Origin of the sequence: Winogradskyella sp. SYSU M77433, from assembly GCF_029911945.1 — a bacterium.
Classification (GTDB): Bacteria; Bacteroidota; Bacteroidia; order Flavobacteriales; family Flavobacteriaceae; genus Winogradskyella.
This window is the reverse complement of the sequence record NZ_JARYTG010000001.1, coordinates 322,265-335,752: the sequence shown is the minus strand read 5'-3', so window position 1 is coordinate 335,752 and position 13,488 is coordinate 322,265. Positions and strand designations below refer to the sequence as shown.

The following is a 13,488-nucleotide window of genomic DNA, read 5'->3' as shown; positions in this document are numbered from 1 at the left end:
ATTAATTAACGTAAGTGAAAATTTCATCTTGGGAAATTTGAACTTCAGCATCACCAAATGAACCGTTGCGAGTTAGTATTCTATTGTCACTATCATAAGTGATTGTAAAATTATACTCTGAACTATCAGAAATAACACCAGTCCAATTATTTGAACCGCCAAAATGCGCTATACTATTGCCTGATTGATCGTCATAATAATCTCCGATAATACTATATTGATCTCTGGCTTGAAAAGGTTCTAACAGCGGGTTGTCATTTGAGTCATAAATATAACTTGAAGTAGTATTTATTTCACCCGACATTACTGAAGAAACTACATTGCCATTACTATCATAATTCAATATTTCAAGCTGAATTGAGCTGTCATTTATAAAGGACTCCTTCTTAACCAATCTGCCGTTTCCGTTAAAAGTGTAAACAGTAACAATATCAGAACCTACTTCAGTTTTAGTGATTTCACTACCGCTATAAGTATAGTTAAATTCATAATCCTCATCGTCAGATTCTATATCGTTATATGCAATTTGGGTTATTTGTCCAGATCCGTTATATGTTATAGTTGTAACGTCACTTAAGCTGCCTTGATAATAGGTGTTAGTTTCTATAATATTATTGTTAGCATCTCTAGTAACTGTAGTATTTGTTATAATTTCTTGTCCAAAAACAGGTGAATCAGTTATAAACCCATCGAGTAAATTATCTGAGTTGAAAGTGTAATCAATGTCAACTACAATTTCACCAAAAAATGGAACATTGGTATTTGTATTATATGAATAGCTAGATAATGCTAAAAATTCTTCACTCGTATTTCCGTTATTGCCACCACCATTATTGCCACCAGTTTCTCCAGTTAATTCTGGGTCTATAGGTTCGTTGTCACAAGAGGTTATCAAGGTTAGTGATAATAATATAAATAGTATTTTCTTCATTGTTTTGTTTGTTTAATTATTTTCTGAATAACCCACGGCTTCACCAATGAGTGTGGCACTTGTACAATCTGAAATATGAACATTTACAAAATCACCAACTTTGTAATTCTCTTTAGGGAATACGGCAACGGTATTATCAGAAGTTCTGCCAGACCAGTGCAGATCAGATTTTTTAGATTCTTTTTCGATAAGAATTTCAACTGTTTTGTTGAGGTGTTGTTCAGTTCTTAAAGCGCTATGCTTTCTCTGTAGATTTACAATTTCTGTAAGTCTTCGTTTTTTTACTTCTTCAGGAACATCGTCTTCCATTTTACGGCCAGCCAAAGTTCCAGGGCGTTCAGAATAGACAAACATATAACCGAAATTATATTTTACATATTCCATTAAGCTCAATGTGTCTTGGTGATCTTCCTCTGTTTCCGTTGGAAAACCAGCAATAATATCTTGGCTTATGGAACAATCAGGTATTAATTGTTTGATGTTATCTATAATTTCAAAATATTCTTCACGTGTGTGAAGTCTGTTCATTTCTTTTAATATTCGATCACTTCCACTCTGAACAGGTAAATGAATATGCTTACAGATGTTGTTGTACTTCGCCATAGTTTCAATAACATCCATAGTAAAATCTTGTGGATTGGATGTCGAGAAACGAATACGCATTTTTGGTTGTGCTTTTGCAGCCATTTCCAAAAGCTTAGCAAAGTTTACAGCGGTAGCTTTTTGAAAATCTGAAGCTTTTTCAAAATCTTTTTTAAGTCCACCACCATACCAAAGGTAGCTGTCTACATTCTGACCTAAAAGTGTGATTTCTTTATAGCCTTGAGCCCATAATTCGTTTATTTCTTCAATAATACTTTGAGGATCTCTACTACGTTCTCTACCACGAGTAAATGGTACAACACAGAATGTGCACATATTATCACAACCACGAGTTATAGAAACAAAAGCCGTAACACCATTACTGTTTAATCTAACGGGAGAAATATCTCCATATGTTTCTTCTTTAGAAAGAATAACGTTTATAGCATCTCTACCTTCATCTACTTCAGCTAAAAGATTAGGTAAATCTTTGTAAGCATCAGGACCAACAACAAGGTCTACTATTTTTTCTTCGTCTAAAAATTTAGTTTTAAGACGTTCTGCCATACAACCAAGTACTCCAACTTTCATATTTGGATTAATACGTTTTACAGTATTGTATTGTTTTAAACGCTTTCTTACCGTTTGTTCTGCTTTGTCTCTAATAGAGCAGGTGTTTACTAAAACAAGATCAGCTTCCTCAAGATTTTGAGTAGTGTTAAAACCTTGTTCGGAAAGGATTGAAGCTACAATTTCACTATCGCTAAAGTTCATAGCGCAACCATAACTTTCAATAAAAAGTTTACGTTGGTTACCGTCTTTTTGGTCTAGTATTAAGGCTTCTCCTTGTTTATTTTCGTCTATAGTCTTTTCCATCAGCTAAAATGAATTTTTCAATTCTCAATAAGCATGCAAAGATATGATTATTTTATTGATTGTGACAAAGTGGCAGTTGTAATATTTTATTTGAATTTTTGCTGAAAATAGATTTCTTTTGAGGTACTAACCAATTTAATATTATGAGAACTTCAGATTTTGAACAAAAAATGGTTGATAACATTCGGACTTTTATTCGTTGGTGGAATGGTAGCTAGTATTATTGGGTTTTTAATGTGTTTTGTTGGGATTTATGTCACAGCATCGTTTAGTTACTTGCCTCCATACCTTATATATAAAGATATTATTGGTTTTAATTCTGATCCTGACTCAGGTGATACTTTGTTGGACTTAGATGAAAAGGTTACTTTTTAACGCAACCCTTTCATGTGTTTTTCATCTTTTTTAAAACATTAAATTATGAAATACAGTAAAGTTTTTTCGGTTTTAGCCTTATGCTTATTGCTTTTTAATTTTCAGTGTGATGAAGATGAAGTCATTTATAGTGATTGTGATACTTTGGTTATAGTAGATAATACAGCATACGAAAATTCGGAGTCAGCAAATTACAGTATTGTGAATTATGAGATTGAAGGTGATTGTCTCAATATTGAAATTTCATCGAGTGGTTGTGATGCAGATGCTTGGCAACTTTCATTGATAGATTCTGGTAGTGTTGCAGAGTCTTTTCCGCCTCAACGCTATTTAAAGCTAGAGTTGTTTAATAATGAAGCTTGTCTAGCAGTTTTAACCAAGAGTCAATCTTTTGATTTATCTTCATTATCAATAGAAGGGACAACAGAGGTTGTTCTCAATATAGAAGGATTTGAAGAGTCAATAAACTATACATATTAATAAAATATAATCTTAGATTTAAATATTAAAGCCTTACACTTTGTAAGGCTTTTTACATTGATGAGTAGTTAAAAATACGATAAAATGTGTCAGATTTCAGACCAAATTAGGATTGTAAATTAATTTTCATATACATTTGTAACCTCAAAAAAGTTAAGAATGCCAAAGAATCTAGTAATAGTAGAGTCACCTGCAAAGGCTAAAACCATTGAAAAATTTCTAGGAAAAGATTATAAAGTCGAGTCTAGTTTTGGACACATTGCCGACTTGCCTTCCAAAGAATTAGGTGTAGATGTAGAAGGAGATTTTAAACCAGAATATCGCGTTTCTAAAGACAAGAAAGATGTTGTTAAGAAACTAAAAGATTTAGCGAAGAAAGCAGAAATTGTTTGGTTAGCAAGTGATGAGGATCGCGAGGGTGAGGCTATTGCTTGGCATTTATTTGAGTCTTTAGATTTAGATAAAGACAAAACAAAACGTATTGTATTTCACGAGATTACTAAAAGTGCTATCAATAAAGCAATTGAAAACCCTAGAGGTATCGATTATAATTTAGTAGATGCACAGCAAGCAAGACGTGTATTAGACAGAATTGTAGGTTATGAATTATCTCCAGTATTATGGAGAAAAGTAAAAGGCGGACTTTCGGCTGGTAGAGTGCAATCTGTTTCGGTAAGATTAATAGTTGAGCGCGAAAGAGATATACAAAATTTTGAGGCCGTAGCTTCTTATAGAGTAGATGCTGAATTTACCACTGAAGACGGAACATCTTTTAAAGCTAAGTTGCCAAAAAATTTCAATTCAAAAGAAGAAGCTGAAAAGTTCTTAAATGATAACATTGAGGCTACGTATCAAGTTTCCGATTTACAAAAGAAGCCTGCTAAAAAATCACCAGCGGCACCATTTACAACATCAACACTTCAACAAGAAGCATCACGTAAATTAGGTTTTTCGGTAAGTAGAACAATGAGTAATGCACAGCGACTTTACGAAGCAGGTCTTATTACTTATATGAGAACAGATAGTGTAAACCTATCTGATGAGGCTAAAAAAGGAGCTGAGAAAGAAATTATTTCCGCTTACGGTGAAAAATACAGTAAACCTCAGAATTATAAAGGTAAAGCAAAAGGAGCGCAAGAAGCTCACGAAGCTATAAGACCTACAGATTTTTCGAGCCACACTGTAAATGTTGAGCGCGATCAATCAAGATTGTATGATTTAATTTGGAAACGAGCTATTGCATCTCAAATGAGTGATGCTGAGCTAGAACGTACAAACCTTAGAGTAAAAGTAAACTCCAAAAATAAAGTTGATGAGGAATTTACAGCTAATGGTGAGATCATAACTTTTGATGGTTTCTTAAAAGTTTACTTAGAAGGCACAGATGATGAAGATGTAGAGCAAGAAGGTATTTTACCAGATCTTAAAATTGGCGAAAACTTACGTAATAAATATATTACTGCAACAGAAAGATTTACAAGACCACCAGCAAGATTCACCGAAGCGTCATTGGTAAAGCAGTTGGAAGAATTAGGTATTGGTCGTCCATCTACTTACGCACCAACAATTTCTACAATTCAAAATAGAAATTATATAGAAAAAGGAACTCATGAAGGTGATGAGCGTGAGTACAAACAACTGATTTTTGAAAATCAAAAAATAAAAGAAAAGAATCTTTCTGAAAAAACAGGTTCTAATAAAGGAAAATTAGTACCTACAGATGTTGGTTTCATTGTAACCGATTTCTTAGTGAACCATTTTGAAAGTATTTTAGACTACAACTTCACAGCGAAGGTAGAAGAGAGTTTTGATGATATAGCTGAAGGCAAAGAAGATTGGAGAGCAATGATGAAAGATTTCTATAAAGGCTTTCATCCACAAGTTGAAGATGTTCAAGAAAATGCCGAGCGCGAGTCTGGAGAACGTATTTTAGGAACAGATCCTAAAACTGGTCGTCAAGTAAGTGTGCGTTTAGGGAAATTCGGGCCGATGGTTCAGATAGGAACTGCAGACGAAGAAGAAAAACCTCAATTTGCTAGTTTATCACCAGATCAACAACTCAATTCTATAACTTTTGAAGAGGCTATGGACCTTTTCAAACTACCAAAAGCCTTGGGGCATTATAAAGATGATGAAGTAGAGGTTAATAACGGACGTTTTGGTCCATATGTAAGATATGGTGAAAAATTCGTTTCGTTACCAAAGGGTGTAGATCCTTTAAGTGTAGAATTAGATGAAGCTATTATATATATTAAGGAGAAAGAAAAGGCTGATGCACCTATATATATTTATGATGGTTTAGAAGTTACAAAAGGAAAAGGACGTTTTGGGCCATTCATCAAGTGGAACAACATGTTCATAAATGTGAATAAAAAATACGATTGGGACAATTTATCTGAAGAAGACATTGTAACTTTGATCGAAGACAAAATCCAAAAGGAAAAAGATAAACTTATTCACGTTTGGGAAGACGAAGGTATTAGAGTTGAGAAGGCAAGATGGGGTAGACACAATGTTATAAAAGGTAAGCAAAAAGTAGAGCTAGCAAAAACAGTTGATGTTAGCGATATGACTTTAGAAGAAGCAAAAGCTTTGCTTGAGAAAAACACTCCTAAAAAGAAAACAACAAGAAAAAAGACTACTAAAAAGAAAACGACGACCAAAAAGAAGTAATATTATATGAATTTTAGCTTTCTAACGCCTGTATCAGATGCGGTTTTAGCTCATAACGAACTAATAGCGCAACAAGCGCTGGGAAAAAAAATCAAGATTCATTCTCGTCAAAACGGTATTCCAGATTTAGATGATGTGCAGATAGCTATCATCGGAGTTAAAGAAAATAGAAATGATGTCAATTATATTGGTGCAGACGTCAATTTCGATTCTATCAGAGTTACTTTATATACCCTGTTTCCTGGTAATTGGCATACAACTATAGCCGATTTAGGTGATATAGAGCCAGGTGAAACAGTTGAAGACACCTATTACGCCATAAGAACAGCCATTACGGTTCTTGTTGAAAAAAATATCATTCCGATTGTATTAGGTGGAAGCCAAGATTTAACTTATGCTAATTATAGGGCTTACGATAATATTTTGCCAATGGTAAATATTGTAAGTGTAGATACTAATTTTGATCTCGGTGACGCCAACTTACCAATAAAGAATAATAGTTATGTAGGAAAGATTATAGTGGAACAACCATATAACCTTTTTAACTATGCCACAATAGGTTATCAAACCTATTTCAATTCACAAGAAGAGTTAGACCTTATTGAGAAATTATATTTCGAAGCTCACCGACTTGGAGAGATATCAGGTGATATTAATAAGGTTGAACCTTTAATGAGAGATGCTCACATTGTATCAGTAGATTTAAAGTCAATTAGATCAGCCGAAGTTAGTGAGAATCAAAAATATTCACCTAATGGATTCACAGGGAAAGAAATTTGTGCCATAAGTCGCTATGCAGGAATAAGTAATAAGGTGTCTTCTTTTGGTATCTATGAATATTTAAATTCTCAAAAAGACAACTCTACTTCAATGCTTATATCTCAGATGATATGGTATTTTATCGAAGGTGTTAACTGTAGAGTAAAAGATGATGATTTTACAAACGAAAATTATTATCAAAAATATAATGTATTGGTAGAAGATGATGAACTTATCTTCTATAAAAGTTTAAAAACAGGTAGATGGTGGATAGAGATTCCTTTTTTACCAGATGTTAATAATAAATTAAAAAAGCACACGTTATTACCGTGTATGCATTCCGATTATGTGCTCGCAACACAGGGTGAGATACCAGAGCGCTGGTATAAGGCATTCAGGAAGAATAGCTTTTAAAAGAGGCTTTTTATCGATATTTAACATTTTTTTCATCGACGAAATGCATATTTTTAGGTTTAAATGCAAAAAAATTTGAAAAAAAGTTGTTTATTCGAAAATATATAAATATGTTTACGACCTCAAAATTAAAAATGACTAATTTAACCTCGAGTTACTATGAATATTAATAAGTTTATTTTACTTGCCGCAGTACTAGTTTTGGTGTCCAGTTGTAATTCTGGAGACCGTGGACAATTAGTAGGAGTTAGAGGAAAATCATGGCATCCAGAAAAGCCCTATGGGATGACCTTGGTACCTGGCGGAGCTTTTATTATGGGAAAATCTGATGATGACCTAGCTGGTGTACAAGATGCGCCAACTAAAACCGCAACAGTTCGTGCATTTTACATGGATGAAACCGAAATTACAAATAGCGAGTATCGTCAGTTTGTAGAATGGGTTCGTGACTCTATTCTAAGATTGAAATTAGCTGAGATGGCTGATTTAGAAGGTAAAACTCCTGGTAATGGAGATATTGGTGAGTTTGCTTACCAAGATTCAGACCCAGATGAACTTAATGCCTACGAAAGTTACATGCTTAATACTTATGGTAACGAGCAAAGAAAAATTAATCGTGATGTAGATCTTATTTTTGATACAGCCGATTATCCAGATGAATTATATGCTGAAGTTATGGATGGCATGTACTTACCATTAGAAGAGTCTTATAATGGTCAAAGAACTTGGGATGTAAAGCAATTCAAATTCCAATATACTTATATGGATATCCAAAAAGCTGCAAGAAACAGAGGTTTAAAGCGTTCTGAGGTTGTTGTACAACAAGAAGTTGAGGTGTATCCTGATACTACAGCTTGGATTAGAGACTTTGCTTACTCTTATAATGAGCCAATGCACAATGATTACTTTTGGCATGATGCTTACGGAAACTATCCTGTAGTAGGTGTATCTTGGAAACAAGCAAGAGCTTTCTGTCAGTGGCGAACATTATACCATAATGCATATCAGAAAAGTAAAGGTAAACAACCTATAAACTCATATAGATTACCATCTGAAGCAGAGTGGGAGTATGCTGCTCGTGGAGGTCTTCAAGGTGCAACGTATCCTTGGGGTGGACCTTATACTAAAAATGATAGAGGTTGTTTCATGGCAAACTTTAAACCTTTACGTGGTGATTATGCTGCTGACCAAGCACTTTATACAGTAGAAGCAGATGCTTACGATCCTAATGATTTTAACCTATATAATATGGCAGGTAATGTGTCAGAATGGGTAAATGGTTCTTACGATCCTGCATCTTATGAATATTCTTCAACAATCAATCCTAATGTAAACGATCAAGACAATGCTCGTAAAGTTGTTAGAGGTGGTTCTTGGAAAGATGTTGCCTATTTCTTACAAGTAAGTTCTAGAGATTACGAGTATGCGGATTCAGCTAGAAGTTACATTGGATTTAGAACAGTTCAAGATTACATGGGAACTGAAGTAACTAAAAACGCAGCAACAAACTAATTAAACTTAACTTAAACTAAATATTAATCCTTACATTGAGTTAATTAACAACTTAACTCTTTAAAACACTAAAACTTAAAAAATCATGGCACAAAAGAAATTATCAACAATGAATATGGTCTATGGACTTGGAGCTGCAATCGTAATCGTTGGAGCGTTATTTAAAATCCAACACTGGCCTTATGGATCTCTTATCTTAACGATAGGTATGATTGTTGAAGCTCTTGTATTTACAATATCTGCATTCGAAAAGCAAGGTGATGACTTAGATTGGTCTCTTGTTTATCCAGAATTAGCAGGTGGACAATCTACAGGAAAAAAGGCTAAGAAAGAAGAGCCTAAAGATGCAGAAGGTTTATTATCTAAAAAATTAGATAACTTATTGAAAGAAGCTAAAATTGATGGTGCTCTTATGGCTAGCCTAGGAGATAGTATCAAGAATTTCGAAGGTGCTGCAAAAGGTATTTCACCAACTGTAGATTCTATGGCTGCTCAAAAGAAATATAGCGAAGAAATGTCTTTAGCTGCTGCTCAAATGGAGTCTTTAAATAGTCTTTACAAAGTACAAATGGAAAGTGCAAATCGTCAAGCTGCTATCAACGAGGAAGCTGTAGAAAATGCACAAAAGTTAAAAGAGCAAATGGCGTCTTTAGCATCTAACCTATCATCATTAAATGGTGTTTATGGAGGTATGCTATCTGCAATGAACAAAAACTAATTAGGTTTTTATAGATATAAATTAATTCATAATTAAAAAAACTAATTAGAACATGGCAGGAGGAAAATTATCCGCAAGACAGAAAATGATTAATCTAATGTACTTAGTGTTTATTGCTATGATGGCGATGAATATGTCTAAAGAGGTACTATCTGCATTTGGATTAATGGAGTCAAAATTTGCTGATGCAAATGAGGCTACAGGAAATAGAAACGAAGCAATGTTGACGGATTTAAAAACTAAAGGTGAAGAGAAACCTGAGGAATTTAAAATACCAGCAGCAAGAGCACAACAAGTGCAAATAGCTTCAGATAAATTTTATAAGTACTTAGAAACAGTTAAAGCTGATTTAATTAAAGCTGGTAAATATGAAGTAGATCCTGAAACTGGTAAATTACCATTCGAAGCAATGGATAAAACAGATATCTTGGATGAAGCTTGGTTTACAGGTGATCGTTTAACTAAGAAAGGTGAAGAATTTATGGCTCAAGTTAATGAGTATAAATCTTCTGTGAAAGCGGTCTTAGCTAAAGATGAGGCTTATAGAGGAGAAAGTGAAACTTTTGAAAAAACATTTAGTACAGAGAAAGAAGTTAATAAGGATGGAAAGAAAATCGATTGGTTAAATTATAATTTCCAAGGTTATCCTGCAATTGCATCTTATACTAAATTAACAGCTTTACAAAATGATGTTAGAGTTACAGAAGCTAATTTGTATAACTTATTCTTAGGAAATACATTAGCAGAAGCTACAACTCTTAATAATTATAAAGCAATTGTATTAGCTGATAAATCTGCGTTTTTCGCAGGTGAAAAGTTTCAAGGACGTGTAGTTATTGGAAAGTATGCCAATGTACCACCTACTAAATTAGTAGTACAAGGAGAAGAAGTAGATTTGTCAAAAGCTATCGATTCTACCGGAGCTGCAACTTTAGATTTTAACGTTGGTAATGTTGGTGAACATGATATTAAAGGAGAGTTTACTTTTATTGAAAATGGTAAAGAATTACCTATTCCAATTGTAGCGAACTATGTAGTTGTACCAAGACCAAACTCTGCAACAATTTCTGCAGATAAAATGAATGTAGTTTATCGTGGTGTTGCTAACCCTATGACAATTTCTTTTGCTGGTGTTCCAGATAACAAAGTAAATGCGTCAGGTGCTGGTTTATCAAAAGCTTCTGGTATTGGTAAATATGTGATGAACCCTGGTTCAGGTAGAGAGGTTACTATTAATGTAACAGCTACTTTAGACGATGGTTCAAAGGCTAGTGATCAGCAAACATTCAGAATTAAAGATATTCCTAAGCCAACAGGTACAATAGCAGGACAAGATGGTATTGTAAAATTACCTAAACGTAATGTTGAAATAGGTACAGTTGGTGCAGTATTAGAAGATTTTGTCTTTGATTTACCGATTAACGTAACATCATTTAAGATTAAAGTACCTGGACAACCTACAGTTCAAGTTACTGGAACAAAAATGAATAGTCAAGCTAAGTCTGCTATTGGCAGAGCACGAACTGGAGATGTTATTGCTATTTTCGATATCAAAGCTCAAATCACAGGTAATGCCTCTTATAGATTAAAAGGTGTTTCACCTGTAACCGTAGAAGTAACTAACTAAATTAGATACGCTACAAAAAAAAAGAAATCCCAAATTAATAATTAGATAAGATGAAATTAAAAAGCTTTTTATGTATTGGATTAGGATTGTTTGCTGCAAATACTATGTTTGCTCAAGCTAATATCCTTAACGCTAAAATACCAGAAGAAATTGGTATGAAGACTGAAGCACAGTTACTTCTAGATAATGATAAACCTTTAGAATACGGTTATGTAGGAGATAGAGATATCTTATTTTCTAAAATGACTTGGGAAAAGGTGGTTTTAGATGAACGTGCAAACTTTCCTTTATATTTTCCTGTAGAAGATAACTTAGGTGATGATAGAAAGTCGCTTTATATGGTTTTATTAGAAAATGTTAATAATGGAAACATTCCAAAAGTTTATGCCGATTCGTATTTCACTACTGAGCGTACTTTAGAAGATTTAGCACCTTCTCTTAGACGTGAAGAGATCACTGATTACGGTATTGAGTGGATGAACCAAGAAGGTGTTACAGATACCTCTTTAGTTCCTGAAGAGTATGTAATTCGCCGTGAAATTGTCCCTGCTGATATCAGTTCTTATTTAATTAAGGGGTTATGGTATTTCGATAAGCGTCAAGGAGAATTAAAGTATCGTATTTTAGGTATCGCTCCTGCGGCACCAGACGTTAACTTTATCGATTCTGAAGATGATTCTATGAAAGAACCAATTCCAATGTTTTGGATTTTCTATCCAGAGATAAGAGATATTTTACATGATGCTAAAGCATTCAATAATAAAAACAGTGCTGTTCCATTATCTTTTGATCATATACTTAACAGTAGACGTTTTAGTGGATTAATCTACAAAGAAGAAAACGTTTATGGTGATAGAGAGATAAAAGAATATGTTGCTGAAAATGCTTTAATGCAACTCTTAGAATCTGATAGAATCAAAGAAAAAATCAGAAACTTTGAACAAGATATGTGGAGTTACTAATTATTAACTCTTACAAAATTTAAATAAAAACGCTCACTTTATAGTGGGCGTTTTTTTATAGCCATCATTTATGCAACAGCAGAAATCTTTTTAATATTTTCGCATTATAATGAAGGACGTAGATTATATTATTGTAGGTTGTGGTTTAGCTAGTATTGCTTTTTGTGAACAATTAAGAGCTAAAAAGAAATCTTTTGTAGTATTTGATGATAGTTCCCAACAATCATCTTTAGTGGCAGCAGGATTATATAATCCTGTTATTCTTAAACGATTTTCTGAAGTTTGGAAAGCTAACGAACAATTAAGTTTGGCTTCAGAGGTATATGCCAAAATTGAAAAAGATTTAAATATAAAAATAGATTATAAGCTTAAAATCTTAAGGCTTTTCAATTCAATAGAAGAACAAAACAATTGGTTCAATGCTTCTGATAAACCCAATTTAGAACCTTACCTCGCTACTCAGCTCTTAAAAAACACTAATGCCTTTGTAAATGCTCCTTATGGTTTTGGAGAAGTAATGCACGCAGGTCGTTTAGATACAAATACATTAATATCAGAATACAAATCTTTTTTGAATACAATAGATAGCTTCAAGGAAGAAACATTTAGATATGATGGTCTTCAAATTTTTGATAAAACGTTACAATACAATACTATTTCTTCTAAGCAAATTGTATTTACAGAAGGTTTTGGTGTAAAGAAAAATCCTTTTTTTAATGATGTGCCACTTAATGGAACAAAGGGAGAGGTTCTCACTATAAAAGCGCCAGATTTAAATATAGACTATGCAATTAAGTCTTCAGTTTTTATACTTCCGATAGGAGATGATCTCTATAACGTTGGTGCGACCTATAATTGGACAGATAAAACCAATGAACCAACCGAAGAAGGAAAGCAAGAGTTGATTTCTAAACTGAAAACCTTCATCAATTGTGATTTTGAAATTGTGAACCATGTTGCAGGAATTAGGCCTACAGTAAAGGATAGAAGACCTTTGGTTGGTCAGCATGAGAAGTATTCAAACCTATATCTTTTAAATGGTTTAGGTACGCGTGGAGTTATGATAGCGCCTTATGTAGCAGAAAAACTATTTAATTTTATAGAAAAAGGAGAAGCTTTGGATCAAGAAATTGATGTTAATCGTTTCAAATCCTAATCTTTATTTGCTTTTTTCAGCAAGTTCTTTATCGTAACTCATAAATAAATTGATCCAAATATTACGAGAAAGGCGCATTATAATTGGCATAAACACTATCAAAGTCACCACAATAGCTATAAAGGAATTCATTAAGCCAAACCCAATAAATTCATGGCTAATAATAAAAGCTGCAACTGCGAAAGCAATACCCACAGCATAGCTTACATACATTGAACCATAAAAGAATGACGGCTCTATTTGGTATTTGGTTTTACAATGAGAGCACACATCATTCATCTTTAATGTTTCAGAAAGTGCGTAAGGGTTTTTATTAACATACATAGACTCGTGGTGACATTTTGGGCAAGCTCCAAAAAGTATGCTATATAATTTCATTCCTTTTCTAATCATAACTAAAACCTTTACTTTTGCGTTTTTAAT

12 protein-coding genes are annotated in these 13,488 nt (G+C 33.5%); 9 read left to right on the top strand and 3 right to left on the bottom strand.

Going from position 1 to position 13,488, the window contains the following annotated elements:
* Position 1: 1 nt before the first annotated feature.
* Both QGM60_RS01390 and miaB read right to left on the bottom strand, forming a co-directional pair.
* Positions 2–931, bottom strand: a complete 930-nt coding sequence (locus tag QGM60_RS01390; RefSeq protein WP_281138440.1) for a hypothetical protein — start codon at positions 929–931, stop codon at positions 2–4.
* 12 nt (positions 932–943) lie between these two features.
* Complete coding sequence (gene miaB, locus QGM60_RS01385) at positions 944–2,389, bottom strand: tRNA (N6-isopentenyl adenosine(37)-C2)-methylthiotransferase MiaB (RefSeq protein ID WP_281138439.1); 1,446 nt, start codon at positions 2,387–2,389, stop codon at positions 944–946.
* 159 nt (positions 2,390–2,548) lie between these two features.
* Between miaB and QGM60_RS01380 the strand changes: the two genes are divergently transcribed.
* From QGM60_RS01380 to QGM60_RS01340, 9 genes are all read left to right on the top strand, one after another.
* Complete coding sequence (locus tag QGM60_RS01380) at positions 2,549–2,764, top strand: hypothetical protein (protein ID WP_281138438.1); 216 nt, start codon at positions 2,549–2,551, stop codon at positions 2,762–2,764.
* A 45-nt stretch (positions 2,765–2,809) separates the two neighbouring features.
* Complete coding sequence (locus QGM60_RS01375) at positions 2,810–3,244, top strand: hypothetical protein (RefSeq protein ID WP_281138437.1); 435 nt, start codon at positions 2,810–2,812, stop codon at positions 3,242–3,244.
* A gap of 159 nt (positions 3,245–3,403) precedes the next feature.
* Positions 3,404–5,917, top strand: a complete 2,514-nt coding sequence (gene topA / locus QGM60_RS01370; RefSeq protein ID WP_281138436.1) for a type I DNA topoisomerase — start codon at positions 3,404–3,406, stop codon at positions 5,915–5,917.
* A 6-nt stretch (positions 5,918–5,923) separates the two neighbouring features.
* Entirely contained in the window at positions 5,924–7,090 is a 1,167-nt protein-coding gene (locus QGM60_RS01365) for a formimidoylglutamase (RefSeq protein WP_281138435.1), read from the top strand.
* A gap of 159 nt (positions 7,091–7,249) precedes the next feature.
* Positions 7,250–8,602: a gliding motility lipoprotein GldK gene (gene gldK, locus QGM60_RS01360; protein WP_281138434.1), complete on the top strand. Its 1,353-nt coding sequence runs from the start codon at positions 7,250–7,252 to the stop codon at positions 8,600–8,602.
* Between the two features lie 85 nt (positions 8,603–8,687).
* Positions 8,688–9,320, top strand: coding sequence for a gliding motility protein GldL (gene gldL, locus QGM60_RS01355; protein WP_281138433.1), 633 nt, complete (start codon positions 8,688–8,690; stop codon positions 9,318–9,320).
* Between the two features lie 52 nt (positions 9,321–9,372).
* A complete protein-coding gene (gene gldM / locus QGM60_RS01350) occupies positions 9,373–10,947 on the top strand; it encodes a gliding motility protein GldM (protein ID WP_281138432.1) in 1,575 nt (524 codons plus the stop codon).
* Between the two features lie 50 nt (positions 10,948–10,997).
* A complete protein-coding gene (gene gldN / locus QGM60_RS01345; protein ID WP_281138431.1) occupies positions 10,998–11,909 on the top strand; it encodes a gliding motility protein GldN in 912 nt (303 codons plus the stop codon).
* Positions 11,910–12,018: 109 nt separating this feature from the next.
* Positions 12,019–13,065, top strand: coding sequence for an FAD-binding oxidoreductase (locus tag QGM60_RS01340; RefSeq protein ID WP_281138430.1), 1,047 nt, complete (start codon positions 12,019–12,021; stop codon positions 13,063–13,065).
* 3 nt (positions 13,066–13,068) lie between these two features.
* Here QGM60_RS01340 and QGM60_RS01335 read toward each other — a convergent pair whose 3' ends face one another.
* Positions 13,069–13,458 (bottom strand): DUF983 domain-containing protein, encoded by a 390-nt coding sequence (locus tag QGM60_RS01335; protein ID WP_281138429.1) that lies wholly within the window; start codon positions 13,456–13,458, stop codon positions 13,069–13,071.
* Positions 13,459–13,488: the final 30 nt, after the last annotated feature.

Bases quoted from the DNA above. Each gene is read 5' to 3' on its own strand.
- QGM60_RS01340 (WP_281138430.1), top strand. From the start codon at position 12,019: ATGAAGGACGTAGATTATATTATTGTAGGTTGTGGTTTAGCTAGTATT.
- miaB (WP_281138439.1), bottom strand. From the start codon at position 2,389: ATGGAAAAGACTATAGACGAAAATAAACAAGGAGAAGCCTTAATACTA.
- QGM60_RS01335 (WP_281138429.1), bottom strand. From the start codon at position 13,458: ATGATTAGAAAAGGAATGAAATTATATAGCATACTTTTTGGAGCTTGC.
- topA (WP_281138436.1), top strand. From the start codon at position 3,404: ATGCCAAAGAATCTAGTAATAGTAGAGTCACCTGCAAAGGCTAAAACC.
- gldL (WP_281138433.1), top strand. From the start codon at position 8,688: ATGGCACAAAAGAAATTATCAACAATGAATATGGTCTATGGACTTGGA.
- QGM60_RS01390 (WP_281138440.1), bottom strand. From the start codon at position 931: ATGAAGAAAATACTATTTATATTATTATCACTAACCTTGATAACCTCT.
- gldK (WP_281138434.1), top strand. From the start codon at position 7,250: ATGAATATTAATAAGTTTATTTTACTTGCCGCAGTACTAGTTTTGGTG.
- QGM60_RS01365 (WP_281138435.1), top strand. From the start codon at position 5,924: ATGAATTTTAGCTTTCTAACGCCTGTATCAGATGCGGTTTTAGCTCAT.
- QGM60_RS01375 (WP_281138437.1), top strand. From the start codon at position 2,810: ATGAAATACAGTAAAGTTTTTTCGGTTTTAGCCTTATGCTTATTGCTT.
- gldM (WP_281138432.1), top strand. From the start codon at position 9,373: ATGGCAGGAGGAAAATTATCCGCAAGACAGAAAATGATTAATCTAATG.
- gldN (WP_281138431.1), top strand. From the start codon at position 10,998: ATGAAATTAAAAAGCTTTTTATGTATTGGATTAGGATTGTTTGCTGCA.